Source organism: Sulfuricurvum sp. (assembly GCF_028712165.1).
Classification (GTDB): Bacteria; Campylobacterota; Campylobacteria; order Campylobacterales; family Sulfurimonadaceae; genus Sulfuricurvum.
On the sequence record NZ_JAQTQR010000008.1, the window covers coordinates 1 to 25,869 of the forward strand.

General features: G+C 41.6%; 28 protein-coding genes, 1 tRNA gene and 2 pseudogenes. 18 read left to right on the forward strand and 13 right to left on the reverse strand.

Annotated elements, in window-relative coordinates; all coding sequences use genetic code 11:
- Positions 1–515: pseudogene (locus PHP90_RS02185) on the forward strand (hypothetical protein); the annotation flags it as partial.
- Between the two features lie 10 nt (positions 516–525).
- On the opposite strand, the gene PHP90_RS02190 reads toward PHP90_RS02185, so the two are convergent.
- Positions 526–846, reverse strand: a complete 321-nt coding sequence (locus PHP90_RS02190) for a hypothetical protein (RefSeq protein WP_299924573.1) — start codon at positions 844–846, stop codon at positions 526–528.
- Between the two features lie 79 nt (positions 847–925).
- The gene (locus tag PHP90_RS02195; RefSeq protein ID WP_299924576.1) at positions 926–1,228 is read right to left on the reverse strand and encodes a monooxygenase; all 303 of its coding nucleotides are present in this window, start codon (positions 1,226–1,228) and stop codon (positions 926–928) included.
- Positions 1,229–1,413: 185 nt separating this feature from the next.
- Here PHP90_RS02195 and PHP90_RS02200 point away from each other — a divergent pair, with 185 nt between their 5' ends.
- From PHP90_RS02200 to PHP90_RS02215, 4 genes are all read left to right on the forward strand, one after another.
- Positions 1,414–1,830, forward strand: a complete 417-nt coding sequence (locus PHP90_RS02200; RefSeq protein ID WP_299924579.1) for a hypothetical protein — start codon at positions 1,414–1,416, stop codon at positions 1,828–1,830.
- Between the two features lie 222 nt (positions 1,831–2,052).
- Complete coding sequence (locus tag PHP90_RS02205; RefSeq protein ID WP_299924582.1) at positions 2,053–2,340, forward strand: hypothetical protein; 288 nt, start codon at positions 2,053–2,055, stop codon at positions 2,338–2,340.
- 196 nt (positions 2,341–2,536) lie between these two features.
- Positions 2,537–2,953: an NUDIX hydrolase gene (locus PHP90_RS02210; RefSeq protein ID WP_299924585.1), complete on the forward strand. Its 417-nt coding sequence runs from the start codon at positions 2,537–2,539 to the stop codon at positions 2,951–2,953.
- A 5-nt stretch (positions 2,954–2,958) separates the two neighbouring features.
- The gene (locus PHP90_RS02215) at positions 2,959–3,906 is read left to right on the forward strand and encodes a Sir2 family NAD-dependent protein deacetylase (RefSeq protein ID WP_299924588.1); all 948 of its coding nucleotides are present in this window, start codon (positions 2,959–2,961) and stop codon (positions 3,904–3,906) included.
- On the opposite strand, the gene PHP90_RS02220 is transcribed toward PHP90_RS02215, so the two are convergent.
- A complete protein-coding gene (locus tag PHP90_RS02220; RefSeq protein ID WP_299924591.1) occupies positions 3,893–4,291 on the reverse strand; it encodes a hypothetical protein in 399 nt (132 codons plus the stop codon). The two genes, PHP90_RS02215 and PHP90_RS02220, sit on opposite strands and share 14 nt — an antisense overlap.
- Before the next feature lie 307 nt (positions 4,292–4,598).
- Here PHP90_RS02220 and PHP90_RS02225 point away from each other — a divergent pair, with 307 nt between their 5' ends.
- Positions 4,599–5,414 carry a transglutaminase family protein gene (locus PHP90_RS02225; RefSeq protein WP_299924594.1) on the forward strand — a complete coding sequence of 272 codons (816 nt, stop codon included), beginning with the start codon at positions 4,599–4,601 and terminating at the stop codon, positions 5,412–5,414.
- Entirely contained in the window at positions 5,401–6,249 is an 849-nt protein-coding gene (locus tag PHP90_RS02230; RefSeq protein ID WP_299924597.1) for a transglutaminase family protein, read from the forward strand. The genes PHP90_RS02225 and PHP90_RS02230 overlap by 14 nt, the downstream gene beginning before the upstream one ends.
- Before the next feature lie 18 nt (positions 6,250–6,267).
- Here PHP90_RS02230 and PHP90_RS02235 read toward each other — a convergent pair whose 3' ends face one another.
- From PHP90_RS02235 to PHP90_RS02250, 4 genes are all read right to left on the reverse strand, one after another.
- Complete coding sequence (locus tag PHP90_RS02235) at positions 6,268–6,906, reverse strand: NAAT family transporter (RefSeq protein WP_299924600.1); 639 nt, start codon at positions 6,904–6,906, stop codon at positions 6,268–6,270.
- Positions 6,907–7,086: 180 nt separating this feature from the next.
- Positions 7,087–7,863 (reverse strand): exodeoxyribonuclease III, encoded by a 777-nt coding sequence (locus tag PHP90_RS02240; RefSeq protein ID WP_299924602.1) that lies wholly within the window; start codon positions 7,861–7,863, stop codon positions 7,087–7,089.
- 32 nt (positions 7,864–7,895) lie between these two features.
- The gene (locus tag PHP90_RS02245) at positions 7,896–8,261 is read right to left on the reverse strand and encodes a rhodanese-like domain-containing protein (protein WP_299924605.1); all 366 of its coding nucleotides are present in this window, start codon (positions 8,259–8,261) and stop codon (positions 7,896–7,898) included.
- Positions 8,255–8,575: a hypothetical protein gene (locus PHP90_RS02250; RefSeq protein WP_299924608.1), complete on the reverse strand. Its 321-nt coding sequence runs from the start codon at positions 8,573–8,575 to the stop codon at positions 8,255–8,257. The genes PHP90_RS02245 and PHP90_RS02250 overlap by 7 nt, the downstream gene beginning before the upstream one ends.
- Before the next feature lie 118 nt (positions 8,576–8,693).
- Here PHP90_RS02250 and PHP90_RS02255 point away from each other — a divergent pair, with 118 nt between their 5' ends.
- The 4 genes from PHP90_RS02255 (at position 8,694) to PHP90_RS02270 (ending at position 10,736) form a co-directional block, all read left to right on the forward strand.
- The gene (locus tag PHP90_RS02255) at positions 8,694–9,020 is read left to right on the forward strand and encodes a hypothetical protein (RefSeq protein WP_299924610.1); all 327 of its coding nucleotides are present in this window, start codon (positions 8,694–8,696) and stop codon (positions 9,018–9,020) included.
- A 46-nt stretch (positions 9,021–9,066) separates the two neighbouring features.
- Positions 9,067–9,435, forward strand: a complete 369-nt coding sequence (locus tag PHP90_RS02260) for a thioredoxin family protein (protein WP_299924612.1) — start codon at positions 9,067–9,069, stop codon at positions 9,433–9,435.
- A gap of 18 nt (positions 9,436–9,453) precedes the next feature.
- Positions 9,454–9,786 carry a hypothetical protein gene (locus PHP90_RS02265; RefSeq protein ID WP_299924615.1) on the forward strand — a complete coding sequence of 111 codons (333 nt, stop codon included), beginning with the start codon at positions 9,454–9,456 and terminating at the stop codon, positions 9,784–9,786.
- A 140-nt stretch (positions 9,787–9,926) separates the two neighbouring features.
- Positions 9,927–10,736, forward strand: a complete 810-nt coding sequence (locus tag PHP90_RS02270) for a hypothetical protein (RefSeq protein WP_299924618.1) — start codon at positions 9,927–9,929, stop codon at positions 10,734–10,736.
- 97 nt (positions 10,737–10,833) lie between these two features.
- Here the strand turns inward: PHP90_RS02270 and PHP90_RS02275 are convergent.
- Positions 10,834–10,917: transfer RNA gene (locus PHP90_RS02275), tRNA-Leu, on the reverse strand.
- Positions 10,918–11,065: 148 nt separating this feature from the next.
- Here PHP90_RS02275 and PHP90_RS02280 point away from each other — a divergent pair.
- The 7 genes and pseudogenes from PHP90_RS02280 (at position 11,066) to PHP90_RS02310 (ending at position 21,701) form a co-directional block, all read left to right on the forward strand.
- A complete protein-coding gene (locus tag PHP90_RS02280) occupies positions 11,066–13,165 on the forward strand; it encodes a flagellar biosynthesis protein FlgL (RefSeq protein ID WP_299924621.1) in 2,100 nt (699 codons plus the stop codon).
- Positions 13,166–13,345: 180 nt separating this feature from the next.
- The gene (locus PHP90_RS02285) at positions 13,346–15,478 is read left to right on the forward strand and encodes a DNA translocase FtsK (protein ID WP_299924623.1); all 2,133 of its coding nucleotides are present in this window, start codon (positions 13,346–13,348) and stop codon (positions 15,476–15,478) included.
- A gap of 228 nt (positions 15,479–15,706) precedes the next feature.
- Positions 15,707–18,316 (forward strand): bifunctional aconitate hydratase 2/2-methylisocitrate dehydratase, encoded by a 2,610-nt coding sequence (gene acnB, locus PHP90_RS02290; RefSeq protein ID WP_299924624.1) that lies wholly within the window; start codon positions 15,707–15,709, stop codon positions 18,314–18,316.
- Positions 18,317–18,397: 81 nt separating this feature from the next.
- On the forward strand, positions 18,398–19,750 hold the full coding sequence (gene dbpA / locus PHP90_RS02295; RefSeq protein WP_299924625.1) for an ATP-dependent RNA helicase DbpA: 1,353 nt from the start codon (positions 18,398–18,400) through the stop codon (positions 19,748–19,750).
- Between the two features lie 36 nt (positions 19,751–19,786).
- Positions 19,787–20,275, forward strand: a complete 489-nt coding sequence (locus PHP90_RS02300) for a PAS domain-containing protein (RefSeq protein ID WP_299924627.1) — start codon at positions 19,787–19,789, stop codon at positions 20,273–20,275.
- Positions 20,276–20,696: 421 nt separating this feature from the next.
- Positions 20,697–21,263, forward strand: a pseudogene (locus tag PHP90_RS02305) (methyl-accepting chemotaxis protein); the annotation flags it as partial.
- Between the two features lie 93 nt (positions 21,264–21,356).
- Complete coding sequence (locus PHP90_RS02310; protein ID WP_299924734.1) at positions 21,357–21,701, forward strand: CZB domain-containing protein; 345 nt, start codon at positions 21,357–21,359, stop codon at positions 21,699–21,701.
- Positions 21,702–21,709: 8 nt separating this feature from the next.
- On the opposite strand, the gene PHP90_RS02315 is transcribed toward PHP90_RS02310, so the two are convergent.
- The 5 genes from PHP90_RS02315 to PHP90_RS02335 form a co-directional block, all read right to left on the reverse strand.
- Complete coding sequence (locus PHP90_RS02315) at positions 21,710–22,948, reverse strand: glucose-6-phosphate isomerase (RefSeq protein ID WP_299924629.1); 1,239 nt, start codon at positions 22,946–22,948, stop codon at positions 21,710–21,712.
- Positions 22,948–23,943, reverse strand: a complete 996-nt coding sequence (gene gap, locus PHP90_RS02320) for a type I glyceraldehyde-3-phosphate dehydrogenase (RefSeq protein ID WP_299924632.1) — start codon at positions 23,941–23,943, stop codon at positions 22,948–22,950. Before gap ends, PHP90_RS02315 begins: the two co-directional genes overlap by 1 nt.
- Positions 23,944–24,047: 104 nt before the next feature.
- Positions 24,048–24,569 carry a glycine zipper 2TM domain-containing protein gene (locus PHP90_RS02325; protein ID WP_299924635.1) on the reverse strand — a complete coding sequence of 174 codons (522 nt, stop codon included), beginning with the start codon at positions 24,567–24,569 and terminating at the stop codon, positions 24,048–24,050.
- 66 nt (positions 24,570–24,635) lie between these two features.
- Positions 24,636–25,256 carry an ATP phosphoribosyltransferase gene (hisG, locus tag PHP90_RS02330; RefSeq protein ID WP_299924638.1) on the reverse strand — a complete coding sequence of 207 codons (621 nt, stop codon included), beginning with the start codon at positions 25,254–25,256 and terminating at the stop codon, positions 24,636–24,638.
- Positions 25,250–25,867 carry a type III pantothenate kinase gene (locus PHP90_RS02335; RefSeq protein ID WP_299924642.1) on the reverse strand — a complete coding sequence of 206 codons (618 nt, stop codon included), beginning with the start codon at positions 25,865–25,867 and terminating at the stop codon, positions 25,250–25,252. Before PHP90_RS02335 ends, hisG begins: the two co-directional genes overlap by 7 nt.
- Positions 25,868–25,869: the final 2 nt, after the last annotated feature.

Below are 25,869 nucleotides of genomic sequence, written 5' to 3' on the forward strand. Positions count from 1 at the left end.
TCAGTTTTTCGGGGATGTTCATATTTATAGAAAAATCAAGTTTCATTTATATGGAATATTTCAAAGCAGACCACCGCCTTTTTCCGTTTCTCTTCGGTGCCAATGTATTGGTAATGATCGGTATGACGCGATTAAATATCAAGCTCGTACAAAAATTTCAGCCCCGCTCTATTTTAAAAACGGGAATCACAATCCAGTTTTTCGCAGGACTCGCACTTTTGGGACTATCTTTCCACCCTAATATCCTTGCGGTATTCATTGTAATGACATTGTATGTGGGAATTTTGGGATTGATATTCGGAAATGGAATGGCATTGGCATTGGAGTTTTTTAAACATGACAGCGGTGTCGCCAACTCGGTGATCGGTGTAACCGAATTCACCATTGCCGGAGTGATCGGATATGTCGCTTCGTCTTACCATACAGGAGAATTAACTCCCGTCTTTTTTATGATGTCTTTAACATCGTTAATGGCGATATTAGCACTCCAAATGAGACCAAAGCGGCTCAATTAAAGCTTTATCCTTATCGATGATCATACCGATCGTCATGGTCATGCCATTCGTATCTTCTGTCATAGTCATGGTGTCGCTCTTCACGGCGTTCAAATCGGTGTTCACGACGTTCATCTCTACGATCGTATCCGTGATAATCCCGACGTTCGTTCCATGCGTAATACGCCGGGACCGGTTTGACATGGACGATACGAGTCTGAGTATAGACAACTTTTTGCGGCGCTTGACGACATACAGTGTGTACCGTTGACCCGTTATGATAGTTCACACTATCGTGAGCCATCAGAGCTGTTGTTGCAGTTAACGCTAACGCGATCATAATCTTTTTCATAGGTTGTTTCCTCCGCTACTTTTAATATGCAGCAGTATAGAACCCATCTGTGAAGCAATCGTGAACTCTTAAGTTAAATTCACTTAGACGGAAGTGACAGTGCACTCAATGCTTCATTGACTACAAATATTTTCCCTCGAATATTACTGTATCCGAATGCTTCCAACCGTTCGGTATGTTTTTTCAAATAACGCACCGCATCTTCCTCATTGTCAAACAGATAAATACCCCCTGCTTCCTTGTTCGCTTCGTTTTCCGTCCACAGTTTGGAAATAAGCCCTTTTTCGTTGGCAATGTCTTTTGCCAGATCAGACATAGCTGTTGTTAATTCATCACCGAATGGACCGTAATGGGGAAAATCTACTTGAAGAAGGTATCTCATCTTCTCTGCTCCTTTAATTATTTGAAGAATATTTATTATCTTTCTCCGGTCGAATTGTAGCTAGTATTTTTGGATGAAACCCTAATATGGGGTAGAACTTTGTTTAGAAAGAGAGTTAGCAATGTTCGTTTACTATGCCCATGTACAATATCCTCTATATCTTTCAAGTTTAGAGGATTTTTACAATGTATACACAAAATAGCCCTACTAAAAGATTTTTGGCTTCTGCCCTGATTACTACCGGATTATTGAGTGTTACTCCTATAATTGGCGATGAACTCATTCAACCTGAGAGTCTGCAGACGACACAAGAACAGGTATCACGACGGATTGATACACAACTTTGCAATAAACAATTTCAATGCAGTAAAACGGGGCTTGTGATCCAATTTTTGCCTGATGCCAAAGCGCTCTTCATGCATCCGGATTCCGATCAAACGCTCAAGGCTGATTACACTGTCCATTTTAATCGTCATATCGCTATCAATGTATATGAAAACCCTTCCAAAAATTTCGATTTGATGATGCACGATGTTATGATGCATCAGGAAGGTTTTATAGCCAATGTTAATCGGGAAGATCGTTATTTTCAAAAGGTCTAACCCGTCTTATATGTCAATAAATCATTAATCCCCTATTAAATACTACTAACCGAAATTATCCAAGAAAATATCACTCAAGTTTAAAAATTATTTCTATAAGAAAGCAATACGTATTAATAAATATACAATTTAATCACGATTCTTAATATTGTTAATAATTATTATTAACTTATTATGTGTTATAATCATCCTATTACATTACTGAATGAAAGAATAATCACAATGTTCGAATTGCATAGAAATATCATTCAAACTTTTATTACTGAAGACATTAAAGACATCAGTACGTATGGTGGGTATAAAGGTGCATATATTCTCAAAATAACAACCAAGCGTTTGGCAGTAGCTGAAAAGATTTTAGCCTATTGCGAAAGTCTTGGCGGTGAAGCCGTGATAAAAGAAAACCATAATCTGGTCAATTTTGAGGTCTATTGTATAGCAGAGGACCCATCGGTATATACATTAAAGTCGACTGATCATCCGTCGGCATATGGCCTGAAAATCAAGTAATTCATTTAAATACGACTTCTATACCTTTCAAAAACTTACAAGTTCATGACAAAATATTATATTTTTTAAGTATCTTTTATGTCTTCCTAACATTCATAGATTGCAGGTAGTGTATAAATTGATTTGATCCGATTTTTTTTACATATGGTATTGTCGATTGGTTTATAATGTCAAATAGATCATCTAAAGGCTGACAATGATTCAAACACCTTTTCTAGCCGTTGACGGAATTGTCGAAATCTACAGTGATACAGGCAATTTTGAGGGAATTGTTCTTATCGAGCGGTTGAACACTCCGAAAGGGCTTGCATTGCCCGGCGGATTTGTCGATATCGGAGAGAGCGTAGAAACTGCCGTTGAACGCGAAATGAAAGAAGAGATATCTCTGGATGTAACCCGCAAATCACTGCTGGGTGTCTACTCGGATCCAACTCGGGACTCTCGGTTTCACTGTGTCTCTATCGTTTTCATATGCAAAGCTTCCGGTACGCCGATAGGGGCTGATGATGCGAAAGAAGCATTTGTCTATCGACTTGATGATATACCGTATGAAAAGCTCGTATTTGATCATGCCCAGATACTACGGGATTATTGCACAAGAAAGCAGAACTGATCCCTATGTTAAACAAAAATACCCTTAAATATCTGTATCAAGATTTGGATGAACTTATCCGACAATACAACGAAAATAAAATTGACCGTTTTTCCTTCGTGTCAGAAGTGGAGCGCTTGAAGCAGGCGAATGAAGTTCTGCTTAACGGAAATGAAGACTTTGCGGAATTGGTTGAAAGTGCCCTTTATGAAAAAGAGTATGAGATATTGGAACAGATGGCCAAAACTGCACTTGAAAATGCCAAAATGCCCTCTTCAGCTATAAAAGTACTGATCTTAAGCGGTGCCGGTATCAGTGCAGAGAGCGGTGTCCGCACTTTCAGAGACAGCAACGGTCTATGGGAAGAATACGATGTTATGGAAGTATGCTCTGCGGAAGGGTTTGAGCGCAATCCGAAACTGGTGGCCGATTTTTATGATGCACGACGGTCGGATTTGGAAAGCAAGCATCCCAATCTTGCACACGAAACGGTAGCGAGGCTCAAACGCAAATACCCTGACAGAATCGATGTCCTAACCCAAAATGTCGATGATCTCTTTGAACGTGCCGGATGCCCGGATGTCATCCATTTGCACGGGACCCTCACCGATTTACGATGTGAAGAGTGCCAAAATGTATTTGCAATCGGGTACAAAAGCCAAATCGATGTAATCTGCCCTGCATGTCGCAGCACAAATATCCGCCATAATGTCGTCATGTTCGGCGAAGAAGCGCCGATGTATCAAAAGCTTCAGCACTCAATCGATGAATGCGATGTATTTATTGTCATCGGAACCAGTGGGAATGTACTAAACGTCGGATGGTTTGCACAATGGTTTGAACACTCGCTTTTAAATAATCTGGATCCGGACGAACATTTGGACCCTTATTTTAAAATCGTCTATCATGAAAAAGCAACGGAAGCGGCACCAAAAATAGAAGCGTATATCGAGGAATTTTTCAGTGCTCTCTAATAGTGAAATTCGCAAAAGCACCTTCGACACTCAAAGCACTCTTATAGCGCGTTTGTGTCAATGTTACCGATTTCGTCTCCAAATCACAGATGGCAATTCGAAAGTTTGAGCCCATATACGGCTCAACAATACAGATGATCTTACCTTCTATTTCTCGTGTTGCATGGATATTTCCTTGCAGTTTATGAAAAAAATATTTTGGATAGCTTAGTGGAGTAATCTCAACAACTTCGGCATATCTTTTTTTATCCAGCGTGTTGGCAATCATAAGGGCATCGTCGTAATTATCGAACTGAACACACCAATCGTCAAATATTTTATTAAAGTGATCCAGATCTTCATCTAAAAACCCACCTGCCGGAGACTGTAAAGCAAAAATACTCATTATTAAAACCTTGATAATATAGAAAGTAGCAGGTAAATTGCTAAAGGTTAATTTTTTATTCTAAAACGGATATTTTACAATATATAAAGAGGTTTTATTTTTAAGTGGGAGGAGTTAAAGATTGAATGAGCGTGTTAAATCAATCAGGCAAATTTAGGCTGCTTCTAAAGCAGTTTCTATGAGATGCACCAATCAACAAGGCATATTATAGCACTAGTTTGGTTAATAGATATCCATAGAAGTATTATGCTGTAAAATATACTGTTTCAATCACTATTTTGTTTGACGAATCCAAAGGATTTTATTTATGTGGTTACACACAAGCTGTGATTTGACATTTAACATTGAAGTACCGACCCCATTTGTACTCATGCTTCGTCCGCAAAGCGGTGTACAGCAATGGATTGATTTCGAAGAATATCGCATTGAGCCCAGTGTTCCTGTATTCGAATTTATCGATAGCTACGGTAACTTTTGTCAGCGGCTTATTGCACCACCGGGGCATTTTGCTATTTTTACGGCCGCAGAGGTGAAGACATCCGATTATATGGACCAAGCACCGGGTGCTGAATTCGTTGAGATCCAAAATCTGCCCGACAATGTACTGAGTTACTTGTTGCCAAGTCGGTACTGTGAGTCCGATACCTTTAGCCAGATGGCAAATGAAATTACTGCAGGAGCGGCATTAGGGTATGATCAGGTAGCAGCCATTGTGTCGTGGTTACGAGCTAGAATCCGTTTTGAACCTAATCGCAGTAATATTCCGGTCTCGGCAAAAGAGGTCAATGATCGGGGATGGGGAGTTTGTCGTGATCTTTCGCATCTCGGTATCGCATTGTGTCGCAGTCTCAGTATCCCTTCAAGAATGGTTGTAGGATACCTTTATGAATTGGAACCGATAGATCTGCATGCCTGGTTTGAAGTCTATGTCGGAGATCGCTGGTACGCTTTTGACGCAACGCAGGAACAAATGAAAGGCGGATATGTGGCGATTGGCTATGGCCGTGATGCCGCAGATGTTGCTGTTTACAATCAATTCGGTCCTGCATTGCAACCGATTTCTCAACAAATTAAGGTTGAGCAACTCAATCGTCAAAATAGGACTCCCTATGTTACGCTATAAAATTATGCATCGCACTTACTACAATTATTCTGCGAATGTAATGCTCGGCTCCCACAATCTTCTACTGCGTCCGAGAGAAGATTATGAGCTACGTATTGAAACTTTTTCACTGAAGATCATACCGGATGCCACCCTCCTTTGGCATCGGGATGTTGAAGGTAACTCGGTAGCCATCGCCAATTTTACTCTTCCGACAAATCAGCTGGTAATAGAGAGTGAAGTGATCATTCAACAATACAATGAATCCCCTCTAAATTTCATGGTAAGCGACTACGCGCTGCGCTATCCTTTTAGCTATCAGGGTGAAGATAATATTTTGCTCTCAGCCTACAAAGCATTACCTGATCCAATGACAACCGACGTCATCAATAAATGGATCAATAATTTTTGGCAAGTGGGTGAAACGATTCAAACCTATACCCTCTTACAGCGGATTGCCGAATACATTCACAAAACACTGACCTATCGTGTCAGGGAAGAACCGGGGGTTCAAAGTGCGATAGAGACCCTTAGATGCGGTACAGGATCGTGTCGTGACTTTGCTTTTCTTTTTATGCAGGCAGTTCGATGTTTGGGACTCGCATCACGTTTCGTCAGCGGATATCTCTATGCGCCGCTGATAGCTGAAATCGGCTCCACCCATGCATGGGCGGAAGTGTACTTGCCGGGTGCTGGATGGAAAGGGTTTGATCCCACGATCGGAAAGATTGTCGGAAGCGATCATATCGCCGTAGCGGTAGCCAGACTTCCCGAGTCTGTCCCGCCGATAGCCGGATCATTTGCCGGAGCGGCTGTTTCGAGTCTTACAGTAGGAGTGTGGGTGAGTTTGTGTTGAGATTTTCATTTAAAGCGGTTACCACAGAGCTTTAATACCAAAAATGATAAATTGAGCCGCAATTGCACCTACGATCAGCCCCATAATTCTCGTCATGATTTTCAATCCGCTGACACCCAAAACTTTTGTCAAAAAAATGGCATTTCGCAGCGTTAAATAGATAAGCCAACCGGATATCATTACAGCAATAAGGAGCAATGCAATTTCTACGATATTAGAACTTTTAGCTTTAAAAATCATGAGGGTGGATATCACACCGGGACCAAACAATATAGGGATTCCGATGGGTATAACTGAAATATTTTCTTTCAGCATTGCCACTTTAGACTCTTCAACCGAGTGAGAGGTTTCAGGTATTTTTCCCTGTACCATTTGGATAGACATTAACAGTAAAACGATTCCGCCTATCACCATCACAGAAGAAGAGTTGATACCGAATAGATCAAAAACAATATTACCGAGAAAAATGGTTATCAAGGAAGCAAGTACAACCGTCAATGTCGCTTTTTTACCGATTTCATCCGCATCTTCTTTGGTGAGGTTCGAAGGCGATGAAGATATCATAATCGCTGCAGCTGCGATGGGATTTAAAATGGTAATCAGACCGACCGAATAATGCATGAGCGTTTGCAGGTAGCCATAATAATTTATATCCATTTATTTTTCCTTGATCGTGCTGAATACTTATATAGTAGCAAGGTTTTCTGAGGATTTGGCATCCGGGTTTATTACGTCACGTATTTTGAAAGGTCATACTAGAGTTATGCAAAATATGCACAATCACAATGAAATAGTATGCCCACTATAAACCAATGGTTGATAAAGAGGAACTCTATATTAAATCTTCAAACGGATCCCGACAGGACAATGATCCGATCCTGTAATCTCCTGAAGAATAAACGCATCTTCGAGTGATTCTGCAAGATCATCCGAGATAAAAAAGTAATCGATTCTCCAACCGACGTTTTTGGAACGTGCACTGAAACGGTACGACCACCAGCTGTATTCATTCTCTTTATCCCCGTGTATGTGGCGAAATGTATCGATATATCCATGATCCAATAGCTTATCGATCCAGGCACGTTCTATCGGTAAAAAGCCGGATGTATTTTCGTTCGATTTAGGATTTTTAAGATCGATGGGTCGATGGGCGGTGTTAACATCGCCGCAGATGATTATTTTTTTACCCTCACTACGAAGACTTTGGCAGTAATCCAAGAAGCGATCATAAAACTCCAGCTTATACGCAAGCCGTTCTTCGTCCTTTTGCCCATTGGGAAAATAGACGTTAAACAAGACTATATCTCCATAATGATGTTCAACGATACGCCCTTCGTTCATGATATCAATGTCAGCTCGGATATCTGAATATACAGGGTCAAGAATACTTGCGATCAGTGTTCCTGAATATCCTTTTTTAACTGCGCTATTGATGGTTATATTTGGAAAACGGTTTGCGAAAAGATTCTCAGGCATTTGTTCCGCTAAAGCTTTGATTTCTTGAAGGCAGAAGATATGAGGTTGACGCTCTTCGAGCCAATCAAATCCCCCTTTTTCTGCAACTGCACGAATCCCGTTAACGTTCCACGATATTATTTCAATTGATTGAGCCATTTATACCCTTTTTGCACCCAGATTGAATATCTTTATTGTACCGTTTTCAACCCTTGATCGATCCAACCCCAGTTAATCCCGCCGTCTAACTCATAAACGTTTTTATATCCGAGTTGCAAACCCATAACCTCTCCGAGTGTTTTTGTTCGGTTTGCATGGGCACACACTAGAATAAAGGGCTGTTCTTTATTCGTCACCACTTTCGTAAATGCGTCCATAAAACTATCAAGATCATATTGTCCGAACTCATCAAAAAATGTAATCGTGTGGCTCCCTTCGATAATGCCGTAATATTCCCATTCGTCGGCTCTTCGTATATCGATTATGGCGAAACCTTCTTCTTTTTTTTGTAAAAACTCTTTTGTTGACAGTGATTTAAACGGTCCAAAATTCAACATTCATACCCCTTCGTATCAGCTTTGCTGTACCTTTTTGTCAGCCTGCAAAAATCGTAAAAATCACTCAGCATCAAATAGCGAAATTCGACATCTTCAAATTGTTTCTTCATGACGGGTTCGCCTTGCAAATAGTATTTCACATCTTTTTGAAACTCTTTCGGATATTCCAGCTTTTCGGCTTTCAAGGATGAGAAACACTCTATGAAATCCGAAAAAAGATTTATGACGATTTCATCGTGTTCTTGCGACCTGTGTGCGAGAAAATCGGTAATTTCTTCAAATCTCTCACATATACGTACCAAACACTGATCCACAAAATTCTCCCTGCAAGCGACTCTGCAGAACAATATACATAAAGTATTCTAATGTTGTAAAACCCCGGCCGCGTATAATTTATGCAAAGTATCAAACATCAATTATTAGGGGAACACTATGGTCTGCAAACTGAAACAAATAATCGATTTTGTCCGTGAATACAAACTGCTTGAGGACTTAGATGATGATGCGATCACGGAGACCTTCCATACCTTTCCGCATTGTTGCTCATGGGACAAAGGATTGGGCTTTGCCGAACTCGACAATGATCGTCTTGACCTCGCTGTCGATAAAATAATGGAAGTTCTCGATGAAACCTACGAGCATGAATACACTGCACCTCAAATAAAGGCGATTGCGACTTCATTTATGGGGATTTTTGAGGCAGCCGGTGCACCCAAAAGCCCGGTACCATTTGTGATTGTCATGTTGGCCAGAATTTAGAAAGATCAAAAGGAATGACGACTTCGAAAACAGGATACTACGAAATATGCTCATATTGACAAAAGAGAATTATGATAAAACCGTTCAGGAGAACAAGATAGTGGTTATCGATTTTTGGTCGCAGTGGTGTACTCCGTGCAAACAGTACGGACCGATATTTGAAAAAGTATCCGGAAAATACCCCGACATCACGTTTGCAAAACTCCATACGGAAGAGGAAACCGCTCTTTCAGACTATTTCTTTATTCAGAATCTTCCGACGACGGTGCTGATGAAAGAGAAGACGGTTATTTTCAAAACACCGGGATTATTATCTGAAGAGGAACTGATTGATCTCATTGAGCAGACAAAAGCGACCGATTTGGATAAATTCCGTGCGGAAAAAGCAGCGAAAAAAGCAGCACGCAAGCGATAACCATCAGAAGGAAAGCAGATGCCATTAAATCGACTGGAACGATATTTCGAGGACTACACCTACATACGAAAAGGTCACTATCCCGTCACGGATTTGATTGTCTATATGTACATGGGCGATGCGTGGACTGAAGCAAACAAAGCACAACAAATCGCGATCAGCGAGGGGCTCCTCAGATCCATCGAAGCAAAACATTTCGAACTCGGCAGAGAAGATATCGAACGTCTTTTTGAACTCTACGATCTTAAAGGTAAAGCGCAACGCGGTGAGCTATCCGATGTTGTGATGCTGCAGAGCGCATTTACACAGATCATCGAAAAGCATCGCTTATCGCACCAGTTACCGTCTTAAAAAGTGTCTGCTCTTTGGAATCATTCCACTTTTCTTTTAATGTACCTATTATTAAATGTCTTTAAAACAGCCTAAAATATGCAGGAAATTTTGCCCGATTTTATTGTATGATAAACTTTATAACCGACAAGGATTGTAAGATGTTAACGTACGCTAATTCTAAAAACTATTTACTACTCACTGCAGCAGGTGTCATTGTGCAAGGATGTGTTGCTTATGTTGATCCATATCCTGAAACCATAGTTCATACGGGATCTCAGAGCATAATTGAAACAAGACCGCCATTTTACGGATATGATGTATTCTATGATTATTATGACAGACCTTATTATCTTGATTCATCTCGTAGAGTAATATATGTCGAAACAAAATACTATCCGTACGTAAAATCTCATTACCAATACAGAAAAACAGACTATGGAAGATATAGAGAGGATCATGATGACAATCGCAGGGATACTTACTACCGCGATCAGCCAAGAATCATAGAGGATCGTGATGATAATCGCAGGTTTACTCCCCCTCAAAACCAGATAAGAGTTATAGACAAGCGTGATGATGATCGTAGGGATACCTACTCTCACGATCAACTAAAAGTTATAGAAAAACATGATGACAATCGCAGGGATACCTACTCTCACGATCAACAAAGAGTTATAGACAAGCGTGATGACAATCGCGGAAGAGGCAATCCAAATGATATTTCAAAACCTAATCATGTAGATAACAATATTGTTATTCATTCAAAAGATTCTGATGATAAAAAAAATGATACTGGTTCAAATAACTCTGAACGATCTAAACATAATAGCGACAACAGCAAAAACAATCATTCAAAAGATACTGAAGATAATAAAGACAATAGTGGTTCAAAGAACTCTGGACGTTTTAATCATAATAGCGATAATAGCAATAACAGTCATTCAAATGATTCGGGAAGAACGTATTAAAAACTTCTTCTTGTAGATCAAGAATAAGTTCAAAACATGCAACATAGACACTCGTATTAGAAGTTTTGTAAAAGCTTTAAAAGCTGTAATATAGAGGTGGTACCAGTGGGCGGACTCGAACCGCCACGACTTTCGCCACCGGATTTTGAATCCGGCGTGTCTACCATTTCACCACACTGGCATGTGTTTGAAGAGGACGGAATTATAGGGATCGTTTGCTTAAAGATACGTAAAAGTACTTTTACTAATCATTTGTAGTTTTTTGCCGATAATAGAGTATGGAACTTTTATTGCTTAACTATGCTTAAGCTTGCACAAAAGGATTTGACGTGAGAGTCACAGCAGGATCATATTACAATAATATATACGGCGAGAACAATAAACTCAATCAACAATTGTTTGACGTCAATAAACAAATTTCGTCAACGATGAAAATACAATATTCGTATGAAGATCCCGGAGTAGCTATTGATACGCTCCGTTTGGATAACGAAATTACAACATTGACCCAAGCAAAAACAAGTGCCCAAAGCGCCTATAAAATTTCGACCCAAACCGATACGACAATCGGTGAAATCGTCAAAACAATCGAATCGATGAAAGTCAAACTGATCAATGCAGCCAATGACGCCAATTCCGATACCAGTACCCAAGCGATCGCAAAAGAGCTTCGCGGACTGCAAAATCATCTATTATCATTAGCTAATACCTCTATAGGGGGACAATACCTCTTTTCCGGAACGGCTACTTCCGTCAAACCTATTGGTGCAGACGGAACGTATCAGGGGAACGATCAAAATCTTGAGGCCTTTTTAGGCTCAGGCGTTAAACAAAAATACAATATCAGCGGCAATCAACTTTTTTTAGGTAACGAAAATAAAATTAACCGTTCGGTAACGTCCAATGTACGTCAAATGAGTTTAACCGATTTGTATCCGGATATCATGAAAGATCCGTCTATGACACGCAGCGCTTCAACACAGACCTATATTACAGGTTCAAGTACGATACGTGATTTTATGGGGGATACGGACAGTATAACCACCAATGATGCAACGCATCCGAGCTATTTTTATCTCCAGGGAACACGAACGGACGGCAGTACGTTTAAATCAAAAATACAGATGAACATGACCGATACAATGGATGATTTAACCCATAAAATCGCCCTTGCGTACGATCCGAACCAAACCAATCCGACTGCAAACCAAGTCAATATCTCGATAAATGCCAATGGACAAATAGAAGTTTCCGATAAATCGGCGGGATCGAGCAAGCTCGATTTTCATCTGGTCGGTGCAGTCGATTTTAGCGGCGGGGCGGCAGCCGATGTGACCAATATCGATAACCTCCAATCCGGCACAACCGATTTCGAAACGGCAGCGGTAACAACTCCGGGGCTTTATGTTAAAGAATTCACAAAAAGCGGATTTACGACCCCTACAGGCACACCCAACACCATAGAAGGGATCAATTACGATCGAACCAATTTTACGCAAGACGGTGCAACCCTTACGTCAAATGTACCTCAAGTCTTAAAATCGGATAATTCATTTGCAACGAGCTCTACTAAGCTGATAGATGTGAGCGGAGAAACAACTTTAAATGGAAAACAGTTTGTCATTCAAGGCAAAGATGTAACTGGAGCTGCTTTTACCGCACAAATCGATTTATCATCAGCCGGATCAACATTTTCACTTGATGGTGGTGTAACGAACTTTAACATCTATACGGCGACAGCTCCTCGCAGTGCAGTTGATGCAGATAAAATGACATATCAGCAGATGATGGATATTATTAATATTGCGACATCCGGGACAGTACCGACTGCTAATACATCAGCAGCTTATGATGCAGCGATAACCGCATCAAATACGCTTTCTTCAACAACACTGGATTATTCCGGTCGAATCAAATTTGAAGATAAAACCAACCCTTCTTCACAAGCATCAATCGCTTTATATGATGCAACATCCGATACGTACCCCGCAACGGGCACTGTAGCTTCCGGCAGCGCTTTGTCTTTTAATGCCAACAGCGCATTACAAGTTCGTGATCCAAAAAACGACTTTTTTGCTCAAATTGAAGAGATTATAAAATCGGTTGAATCCGGGAAAAAACGGGCTGACGGTACAACCGCAACCGATCCGAGAAATATCGGGATTCAAAACTCCATTCAGATGATTGATGATCTCAGCGACCATGTAAGCCGACTCCAAACCGAAGCAGGTTCGTATTCGCAAGTATTGCAGGCATCCTCTGATCGTACGGACATGTTGATCATCAGTACAAAAACATTGCAATCCGATGTTATTGATACGGATATCGCGGAAGCCACACTCAAAATGCAGCAACTAAGCCTTAATTATCAAGCATTGTTATCCAATATCTCAAAAGTTTCCAAACTTTCACTCGTAAACTATTTATAGCAATCTGCAATAAAAGGGCTTTCTGTCCCCTTTTTTGCTATAATAAAACCACTTTCAACCTGATTTCAAGGATCTCCTATTTTACGCGATACACTGTTTATAGCCGGATTTGGCATTTTATTTTATCTAGGCATTGCCACAATCATCGGTGATGCATCCATTATTGGAGCCTATGGGGCCATGTTTGCCCAAACCAATGTCTGGATTTTCGGCTATGTCGCCTATGTCTATTTATTGCTTTTGATGATACCGTTGTTTTACTCGTATAAATACGACGGTGAGCTCTATCGACGCCTTGAAATGGCCGGAATTTTTACTCTATTATTTTTTGCGATGCTCTTTTTTCAAGCCATGGTTGTCGAAGGGATATATCGCGGCGTCTTCGTCGGAAGCATTGTTGATTTCTTATCGGTTTACATCGGTACATTCGGTCTATGGACTTTCTGGTTAATGATGGTAGCCGTATCGGTTGTATTGGTTATGGAACAAAGTCTGTCCGAATTGGCACAGCCCCTCAAAGAATATATGGATAAACCGCTTACAACACCTAAACAAACGCAAACGAAACCATCTTCATCGGCCCTCAAATCCGAACCAATAATTGAAACTCCCGTTCATACTATCGAAAATAATTATGAAGAAGAATATTCTCTTTTTGATGACACCTCTTCCGATACAGTGCCCTCTTTTACTGCACCTGAACCGATTCAACCAACTCCCCCCGCTTCTATCGTGTCCGAATCAACTAAAAGTACAGAAGAGCTTCCAAAAGAATCGACCATTCTCAGTATGGCCAAGAAAGTCAAAGAGTCCAAACAGCATGCCCTTGTCGTTGATGAACTCGAAGAGAATAAAATGCTGTTGGAGCAAATTGATAAAGGTGTAAGCGAAAAACCTAAAAACTTTAAACTTCCGCCGAGTGATTTCTTCCAAAATCCTCCCAAGAAACAAACCTTGGTGGATGAAGCCGAACTCGACGATAAAATTAAAGACCTGATTGACAAACTGAGACATTTTAATATTGATGGAGATGTCGTACGAACCTATGCGGGGCCTGTTGTTTCTACGTTTGAGTTCAAACCTGCCGCAAACATCAAAGTCTCCAAAATTTTAGGGCTCCAAGATGACCTTGCGATGGCACTAAAAGCTCAGACTATCCGTATCCAAGCTCCGATCCCCGGTAAAGACGTCGTCGGTATCGAAATCCCGAATAAATCGGTAGAAACTATCTATCTTCGTGAAATGCTAGAAAGCAAGCTCTTCCAAGAAGCAGCTTCCCCTCTCACTTTGATACTAGGGAAAGACATAGTAGGCAAACCGTTTATTACGGATCTTAAAAAACTGCCGCACCTTCTCATCGCTGGGACAACCGGAAGCGGGAAAAGCGTCGGTATCAACTCAATGATTTTGAGCCTTCTGTATAAAAACTCTCCGGATCAGCTCAAACTTCTGATGATCGATCCGAAAATGTTGGAATTTTCTATCTATAATGATATCCCGCACTTACTCACACCTGTCATTACAAAACCGAAAGAGGCGATTTCAGCACTCAACAATATGGTGTATGAGATGGAACGACGATACCATTTGATGAGCGATACCCGTACTAAAAATATCGAAAATTACAACGATAAAGCAAAAGCTGAGAAACGCGATCCTCTGCCGTATATCGTCGTTATCATTGACGAACTTGCCGATTTGATGATGACCAGCGGTAAAGACGTGGAATATTCGATCGCCCGTCTGGCTCAAATGGCACGTGCAAGCGGAATCCATCTCATCGTTGCAACCCAACGTCCGAGTGTCGATGTCGTGACCGGTCTTATTAAAGCCAATCTGCCCTCGCGTATCAGCTACAAAGTAGGACAAAAAATCGACAGTAAAATTATCCTCGACGGAATGGGTGCGGAATCGCTTCTCGGACGCGGAGATATGCTCTTCACCCCTCCGGGTATGAGCGGTCTGGTCAGGCTGCATGCTCCGTGGAGTACCGAAAATGAAATAGAAAAAGTAGTCGATTTCCTCAAAGCTCAACGTGATCCCGATTATGACTGCCGCTATCTGGCCGATAACGGCAGTGTGGCGAAAAGCAACAACGACACCACCGATAACAAGCCGCTCGATGAGCTTTATGAAGAAGCTAAAAATATTGTCCTAAGTGAGCAAAAGACATCGATCAGTTATCTTCAACGACGACTGCAAATCGGCTATAACCGTTCCGCGACCCTTATCGAACAGCTTGAAAACAACGGTATCCTCTCCGCACCGAATGCCAAAGGCAATCGCGATATCATCGCAAACGATCCTTTTTAATTCTCCTCTTCGGAGAATTTCTCCCCTTTCTTTCTCTTTTGTAACGTTTCTACCTCTATCATGGTAAATTCATTTTCCATACATTTTCCATTTTATATTCATAATGCTACTTTAATACACATTCTATAGAGATTTAGACAAAACAATTGTGTAGAAAAGTAACATTGATTCAAAAGTGTTTTTTTCTTCTGATATAATCATTCAAAATTAACTGGCACAGGAGTCACTATGGCTTTTATGGACGAATACAAAGCACACGTAGCGGAACGCGCAGCTCAGGGAATCCCTCCATTCCCACTCACTAAAGAACAAGTTACTTCTCTTGTTGAACTCATTACGCAAGAGAGTTCTAAAAACAATGAGTTGGTTACGATGTTGGCAGAACGTGTCAATCCGGGTGTTGACGACGGCGCACATGTTAAGGCTGCATTTTTACATCAAGTCGTTCAAGGTCAAGTAAAAGCTTTCTTAGCGGATAACAGCGATATCAACAGCGATGATCACAAAAAAGCGGCGATCAAAATCCTCGGTAAAATGGTCGGCGGTTATAACGTAAAACCTCTTATCGATGCACTTAGCAACGATGCGATCGCAAACGAAGCGGCTCATGAACTTAAACATACCCTTTTGGTATACGATGCGTTCAATGATATCGTTGATCTTTCAAAAACCAATAAATACGCAAAAGAAGTTCTTCAATCATGGGCAGATGCAGAGTGGTTTACCAGTAAAAAAACATTGGCTGAAAAATTTAGCGTAGTTGTCTTCAAATTCCCGGGAGAAACCAATACCGATGACCTCTCTCCTGCGAGCGCGGCATTTACCCGTTCAGATATCCCTCTTCATGCAACAACAATGCTTTCGGCTAAAATGCCTGAAGGTATTGCAAAAATCGCTGAGTTGAAAGAAAAAGGGATGCAAATTGCTTACGTCGGTGACGTTGTCGGAACCGGTTCAAGCCGAAAATCAGCAGCAAACTCAGTCCAATGGCACATGGGTGACGATATCCCGGGCATCCCGAACAAACGTACCGGCGGTGTTGTAATCGGAAGTATCATTGCTCCTATCTTCTTCGCTACGTGTGAAGATTCCGGTGCATTGCCGATCGAAGCGGATGTTTCTCAAATGGAAACCGGTGATGTACTCGATATCGATACAAAAGCGGGAACCATTACGAAAAACGGTAGCGTCATTGCCAACTTCTCACTTCGCCCGAATACCATCGAAGACGAAGTACGTGCAGGCGGACGTATCCCACTTATCATCGGTCGCGGTTTGACGGCAAAAGCTCGTACAGCGCTCGGTATGGCTCCTGCAACTATGTTTGCAACTCCTATCCAGCCTGCTGATACCGGAAAAGGATACACCCTTGCACAAAAAATGGTCGGTAAAGCATGCGGTATGGAGGGTGTACGCCCGGGTATGTATTGTGAGCCTATGACCAGCACTGTCGGAAGCCAAGATACTACCGGACCGATGACACGCGATGAGATCAAAGAGCTTTCGGCTCTCGGTTTCTCAGCGGATTTCGTATTACAGTCTTTCTGTCACACAGCAGCGTATCCGAAACCATCCGATGTGAAATTGCACGCAACATTGCCGGCATTTATCAGCTCACGCAGCGGTGTCGCTCTTCGTCCTGCAGACGGTGTTATCCACTCATGGTTGAACCGTATGGTTCTTCCGGACACGGTAGGAACCGGCGGTGACTCGCACACCCGTTTCCCTATCGGTGTGAGCTTCCCTGCAGGTTCAGGTCTTGTTGCGTTCGCAGCGGTTACCGGTTCTATGCCTCTTGAAATGCCTGAGTCTGTATTGGTTCGCTTCAAAGGTGAAATGCAGCCGGGTATCACGTTACGTGACCTTGTTAACGCTATCCCGTATTATGCTATTAAACAAGGGCTTTTAACTGTTGAGAAAAAAGGTAAGAAAAATATCTTTAACGGACGTGTTTTGGAGATCGAAGGTCTTCCAAACATGAAAGTTGAGCAAGCGTTCGAGCTTTCCGATGCATCGGCTGAGCGTTCAGCAGCAGCTTGTACGGTTCGTCTTAACAAAGAGCCGGTTATCGAATACCTAAAATCAAACGTAACGTTGATCGAAGCAATGATCGCGGACGGTTACGAAGATGCACGTACGCTTCAACGCCGTGCCGACAAAATGAAAGAGTGGTTGGCTGCTCCGTCATTGATGGAACCGGATGCGGATGCAGAATACGCAGCAATCATCGAAATCGACCTTGCAGAAGTAACAGAACCGATCTTGGCATGCCCGAATGACCCGGACAATGTAAAACTTCTTTCAGAAGTAGCCGGTGAAAAAATCGACGAAGTCTTCTTGGGAAGCTGTATGACCAACATCGGTCACTACCGTGCGGCGGGTGAAGTCATGCGCGGCGAAGGCAAAATCGCGGTTGAAAAATTCTGGATCGTTCCGCCGACCCGTATGGATGAGCAACAACTCATTAACGAAGGGTACTACGACGTTTATAAAGCGATCGCAGCGCAAACGGAAGTTCCGGGTTGTTCACTCTGCATGGGTAACCAAGCGAGTTCACGTGAGGGTTCAACCGTATTCTCAACCTCTACCCGTAACTTCGACAACCGTCTAGGTAAAGGGACTCAGGTTTATCTAGGATCCGCTGAACTTGCATCAGTATGTGCAAAACTCGGACGTATCCCTACGGTAGCGGAATACATGAGTATCGTTCCAGAAAAATTGGCTGGAAAAGCAGATCAAGTCTATAAATATCTCAACTTTAATGAGATCACTTCGTATTCACTTCAGGCACGTAATGTTGCCGAAGATAAATACGGTGTTACCATTAAAGCCGTATAAGCAACCCCTCTCAAAACCCCTCTTCTATGGGGTTTCCCCCATCTGTGCTATAATCGCGTATCTATATTATAAAGCGACACAATGTCCTCATTCGACTCCTTAGCATTACGTACACCTCTGAAAGAGGCGTTAAAACGGCTCGAATTCACCACGATGACCCCGATCCAAGCAACTTCTCTTCCAGTCATTTTAGACAAAAAAGATTGTATTGCCCAAGCAGCAACCGGAAGCGGTAAAACTTTGGCTTTCGGTTTAGGAGTTTTGAACTCGATTAACCCTAAATCGTTCGGGATTCAATCCCTTATCCTCTGCCCTACCCGCGAACTCGCCGAACAAGTGGCAAAAGTACTCCGTTCACTAGCGTCCGAAATCGGGAATATCAAGATTCTTACCCTCTGCGGAGGCGTTCCAATGCGCGGACAACTCCATTCGCTCAAACACGGTGCCCATATTATAGTGGGAACACCCGGACGAGTTTTAAAGCTCCTTCAAATGGATGCCTTCGATCCGGCTCAAATTCAAACCGTAGTACTGGATGAAGCTGATCAAATGATCGATATGGGTTTTATCGAAGATATTACTTCGATTTTGGGCTTTACACCCCCTTCGCGTCAAAGTCTCCTTTTCTCGGCTACGTTTCCTGAATCGATTCAAACGATTACATCAGAGTTTATGAAAGACCCGGTGTTGCTCAAAACAGAGCATACAATCAGCAAACCGAAAATTGAAGAGATCGCCTATTTGTGCAACGATAAACTACCGGCCATTGCAAAAGTTTTACATCTACACGAAATTACCAATACAATTATTTTTTGTAATACAAAAGTGGATGCAAATGCATTGTGTGACGATCTTAACCGTATCGGTATCCATGTTTTAACACTGCATGGAGACATGGAGCAATTTGACCGAAACGAAGCCATAATCCAGTTTCGCAATTTAAGTGCTCCTATATTGGTTGCAACCGATGTTGCCGGACGCGGTATCGATATCGAAGGGCTTGATGCTATCATCAACTACGAAGTACCGATTCAAAACGAGCGCTATACCCACCGTATCGGACGAACGGGACGTGCAGGAAAGACCGGTATTGCAATCACACTTGTCAACCACTATCAATATGATCGTTTTATGGAACTTAAACGACCTGTCACACCCATCGAACTTCCCGATATCCGTGAAAAGTTTTCTATTAAAACCCTGATGCGCACTATCTGTATCGATGCGGGTAAAAAAGAGAAGCTACGTGCAGGCGACATCGTCGGTGCACTGATCAATGAGTGCGGATTAACACAAGAAGAAATCGGAAAAATCGATCAACTTGACCATCTCAGCTACGTTGCAATTCCTCGTAACAAAGCTGAAAATATTTACCAAAAATTCGTCAGTCGCCCTATAAAAGGGAAAACATTCAGGAAATGGTTGTTAGACTAACATAAACAGTTTCTGATACTTTTGCAAGGATTTTCTATGTCCAATAAAGAATTAACATTTGGAGAGGAAGAATTTATCGTCTCCAAAACCGATTTAAACGGTAAAATCACGTATGGAAATTCTCTCTTTATCCAGATGTCCGGATACAGTGAGCTTGAGCTTATCGATAAGCCTCATAATATTTTACGCCATGAAGATATGCCCGCAGTTATTTTCAAACTCCTTTGGAGTCGGATTAAAGCAGGCAAAGAGATTTTTGCCTATGTCAAAAACAAGACCCAACAGGGAGATTATTATTGGGTGTTTGCCCATGTTACCCCTTCATTTGATACCAATCGAGCTATCAGTAATTATCACTCTGTACGTAGAAAACCTTCCGAAAAAGCGCTTAATGTTATTCGCCCTTTATATGCAACATTGCTTCAAAAAGAGCGTGAAGGCGGAGTAGCAGCATCTGAGTCCGTGCTGAATCAATTATTAAAAGATAAAGGAATGTCTTACGATGAATTTATCCTCTCTCTCTAAAGTACAATATGCCAACGTTGCATCAATAGCTTTATTTATTATTGCTTTGGTTGTCGAAACAGTTATGGATGGATGGAGTTGGGTCCGTATTCTCAATATTTTCAACTTTGCATTGGCATGGTTTATCTTTATCAATATTCGAAAAACTCAAGAGACGATCAATGAAGTAGCAGCAGTCATCAAAGGAGCTGAAAAAGGGGATTTAGAAAACCGTATTACCCATATCAAAGATCATGGTGAGCTCAGTGACTTATGCTGGAATACCAACAATATGCTTGATCAAACTGAAGTGTTTATCCGTGAAATACGTGCCGGTGTAGAAGCATCTAGCCGTGACGAATATTATCGCCGAATCAATATACAAGGTTTGCAGGGAGAGTTTAAAGAAGCAAGCACTTTTGTCAATAAAGCCATTGATGCGATGCATACAACCTATATTCATATTCAAAAATCAATCTTAAACAGCTCTCTCGGAAAAATCGGTGCCGGTATCGGAGGGGGACTGGATGTGATTCAGAAAGACCTTCAAAATACAATTCAAAGACTTGGAAACATCACCCAAATTAGTCAGGCTACCTCAAAAAACTCTTCTGAAACCGTCAATGAACTTGAAGAGATCATTATCAAGCTTAGTCGTCTAATCGAGCTAGTACAAACCTCTGCCGATGCGATCAATTCTCTTAATGAAAAAACCAATGAAATCAGTTCTGTTGTTAATTTGATCAAAGATATCGCGGATCAAACCAACTTATTAGCCCTTAATGCAGCTATTGAAGCAGCACGTGCAGGCGAACACGGAAGAGGATTTGCCGTCGTTGCCGATGAAGTGCGAAAACTCGCCGAACGTACCCAAAAAGCAACCGGAGAGATTGCGATTGCCGTCCAGACCCTTCAACAAGAGACTACTGAAATTCATACAAACTCCGAAGATATGAATGATATTGCCAGTGAGTCAAGCCATGCTATCGAATCCTTTAGAGTCACCCTCAACAGTTTCAATCAAGATGCACTCACGACTGCGTTGCAAGCCACTGTAATCGAAAATACAACCTTTGTTACTCTTGCAAAAATAGATCATATTATGTTCAAATCAAATGCATACAAATCCATGGTCAACGGTAAAGTTGAATCTTCCTTTAGTGATCATCACAACTGCCGTCTCGGAAAATGGTATGAAAGCGGTACAGGAAAAGAGCGATTTTCTCATCTCTCAAGCTTCAGAGGAATTGAAAAACCGCATGAAACGGTTCATAAAGAAGTGCATAAAAATCTTACCTATATTGAAAATGGAGACCACTCAGTTGAGCATCAAGACGAAGTCATCAAAAACTTCCAGTCCATGGAAGAGGCAAGTCTTACACTCTTTACACTGATGGATGCTTTGATTAGAGAATCGGAAGAAGAGATTTGTCATAAACGCTCATAAAGAGCGTTTTACTTTTGAAAGTAGCTGGTTAAAATTGTTTTCCCGAGCTCAACACCCGGTTGATCATACGTATTGATCTCCATCAATGCGCCGCTAATCGAGGTTAATAACTCATAATAGGCAATCATTTCACCCACAGAGATTTCGTCTATCTTCTTCCATGCAATTTCATCAACACTGACACCGCTTTGTAACACACTTTGCATTGTGGCTTGACACTGTGCATTGATAAGTTCGTTAAAACTTTTACCGTTTATAAAATCGCTTTTTTCCAAATATTTCAAAGAAAGTTTCGGGATCATCAAGTGTTCGGCAGAAGATTCAACGTGCATAAACGTAACCGTTTTATTCAACGGCCCTTCAATAATAAGCTGCAAAAAGGAGTGTTGATCCACTGAACCGATCAATGAAATCGGTGTTAATCCGACGCGCTCTCCGTAACGATTTTTCTTTCCAAGCGACTCTCCCCAGAGTTGTACAACCCACTTGCCAAACTCTGCAAAAGCATCCGAATAAGCAAATAATACATTCATCGGGTATTGATCTTTATGGGATACATAATACGACGCTTTTTGTAGAATATGTTCCTCTTTTCGGTTCCAAAAGCGATCTAAAAAATCCTGAGCACCCTTTAGGATAGATGCCGTATCAAAACCGGCTAATGTAAGTGGGACAATACCCACGGCACTTAAAACCGAAAAGCGTCCTCCGACATTATCAGGAATGGCAAATCGACGAAGATGATGTTCATCCGCAAAACGTGAAAGGATCGAATTATCATCGCTGATCACATAAATTTGATCGGAATTGTCTAATGTTAGTTCAAAACTAACAATTAAACGTTTAAAAATGGAAAGAGCTTCTACAGTCCCGCCGGATTTAGAGATAAGGATAAAAAGAGTCTTGGACTTATCGATCTCTTCCATCTCACTGATGATGCTAAGCGGATCAGAATTTTCAAGATAGATGAGTTTTTTTGCGTTGGGCGTTCCGGAACGCAACAAGCGTTCAATCGCTTTAATCCCTAGTGAAGATCCCCCTATTCCGATCACTGCAATTGTATCAAAACGACTATCGATCTCATCACGCATTGTATCAAGTTCTTTCACAAGTGCCTGAGAGAGCTTTGGAAGGTGATAATATCCGACCGCCTTATTTTGCTCTTCATAATGAACCGCCTCAAACCCTTTTTCTAGGGTAAAAGGATCGAGAGTTTTCGTATCGAAATGATTTGTATACTGCAACATCAGTGGGTTCCGATAAGAACTGTCATGTCTACAAGACGACTGCTGTAACCCCATTCATTATCATACCAAGCCAATACCTTAACCGTAATTCCATCCACTACGCTGGTCATGTCAGGGACATATACCGAACTGACTGTCGAGCCGATGAAATCACCGGATACACGTTTATCGTTATCCACTTCAATCAGTCCTTTAAAGGCACCAGCGGCCGCTTCGTTGAAAGCTGCATGAATATCTTCTTTGGTTACCTCTTTTTTGAGATTAACTGTCAAATCGACCAGCGAAACGTCTGGAGTAGGAACACGCATCGAATATCCGTTGAGTTTACCAAGCAATTGAGGCATGACTTTTCCGATTGCTTTTGCCGCACCGGTAGAAGTCGGGATCATATTAAGGGCAGCTGCACGGGCACGACGAGGATCTTTTGAGTGTTTTACGTCCAAAATATTTTGATCGTTTGTGTACGAGTGAATCGTTGTCATCAGACCATTTTCAATCCCGAACGCATCATCCAAAACTTTGCAAATCGGTCCAAGACAGTTCGTTGTACAACTCGCATTGGAAATAATCGCTTCGCCTTTGTAACTGTCTGAATTGACACCGTAAACATATGTTGGAGAATCATCTTTTGCCGGTGCAGACATGATTACTTTTTTGATACCGTTTTTTAGATGTTTTTGACAGCTTTCCTGATCTAAAAACACACCCGTACATTCGATAACCACTTCAGCACCGCAGCTTCCGAAATCTACTTTGTCAATGTCTCGTTCACGAAACATACGAACATTTTTACCGGCAATAGCAATGGTAGATTCATCCACTACTTTTGCATCGATGCCGCGATGGACACTGTCAAATTTGAGCAGATATTCAAGCATTTCCGGTTTTGCCGTTGTGTTTAAAGCAACCAACTCTATATCACTGCGCTCAGCAATAATCTTAGCTACGATAATCCCAATTCTTCCTGTACCGTTAATTGCCACTTTGAGTGCCATGAAGTCTCCTAATAAAAATATCTATATATATATTTTAACGAAAAAACTTTACAAAAGGATTACTTAGTGAAGATTTCAGCCTCATTTAGAAGCTGAATGAAGAATTAATAGCTGTAGGTAACCGTAACCGGGATTTGTCTTAGAGGTTCATTGCTCTCTACTGTAATTTCTCTACCTTTGTATCTGGCAGTATTGCTGTATCCACTCAAAACTTGACGAGTACGAACCGTACTAACCGTTTCACATCTGCGAACGGTTCGGTAGGTAGCAGGAGTATTACTGCCGTAATTGTTGGCAACATTTTGTCCTGCCAATGTTCCTAAAATAGCACCGCCAACCGTAGCAACGGTTTTGCCGGTTCCACCACCGATTTGGTGTCCTAAAACACCTCCCAATGCACCACCGGCCACTGCACCGACAACACTGTTTCCGCCACTGCTGCCTGAACTTACCTGTTCTTGCACATCATAGCATTTTTCTCCGGGAACTTGTTCTTGGATCGTCGACATGATTGGTGTCGATTGACTTACTTTAACATATTCTACAGTTGAAAAACTATCAGCCATCACAGCTGAACCAGCGAAAAGCACTGCTAAAGCAAAATGTGATATATAGCGACTAGACATAACTATCCTTTAACTCATTTAATTATGGCTATTGTATGCATATATTGTTAATCAATAGTGAATTTTTTATTTCATTCCATACAAAAGGGCATTGATTTTTTCGTAAATATCTAATATCTCGCTTTTCTTCTCAAAAAAACTGTTTTTATTCGCGATCAGGTGGGTTGTCGACTCCATAATTGTCTCAACGACTTCGAGCCCGTTTTGCTTCATCGTACTTCCCGTCTCTACGACATCGACGATCATATCGGCTAATCCGACCAACGGCGCGAGTTCAATCGATCCATAAAGTTTGATAATATCGGCTGCCACCGCACGTTCTGCAAAATAACGTTTGGTAATATTGACCATCTTTGTCGCTACTTTGATTTCGCTTTTTGTAAAATCGGGTTTTTCCCCCGCACGCATTCCAATAGCGACACGGCATTTACCCTTTTGCAAATCAAGAAGACGGATAACATCCAACCCCTGTTCTTCAAGCGTATCCAGTCCCACAACCCCAATATCGGCAGCTTGGTGATAGACATATGTTGCGACATCTTGATTGCGTACCAACAAAAATTTAAAATTTTCAGTTTGTAAGATCAGCTTGCGATCATCAAATTTAAAACTGCTTCCGAAAATCGTTTCGAAAATTTCCAACGTATCTTCGGCAATTCGCCCTTTTGGGAGTGCGACACTTAGCATTTAGAACCTTTTTCAATCAACTTTTTCATCCCTGAGAAGATCAAATCTTCTTCTACTCTCGCCTCCGTAAAAAAACGGGACAAAAGCCGTGCATCACCGCCGGTTAGATAAAGCGGTTTTCCGAGTCCCTCTATCTTTTCGATCAAAGGAGCCAAAAAACCGACCGTAAGTGCATCGGGAGTATTTTGCGCCATTATAGTCAAATCTACCTCAAAGTTAAATGACACGTCCAATGCAGGAGAGAGTCTTGCATACGCCTCTTGCGCCGAACGCAGCCCTAACGATATAAATCCGCCCTGATACACTCCGACATCCATCACATCAACCGTAATGGCACTTCCTGCATCCACAATAACACCATCGAAAACCGCTTCACACACCATGATCCGATCAATCCCCATTGTGGAATAGTATTTATCCCAATCAATGAACTCTCGCACATCATACCAATTCCTATAATCACGGATTTTTTCGTTAAAAGCTAAATTTACACTGACGTAATAAACAGCACCTGATAATGTGTCCGGATTAAAATCATGAACGTCTAATTTACTGCGTACACCCTCTGAAAACAAATCTACCGTTGTATTACCGATATCACAAAGAGTCATTT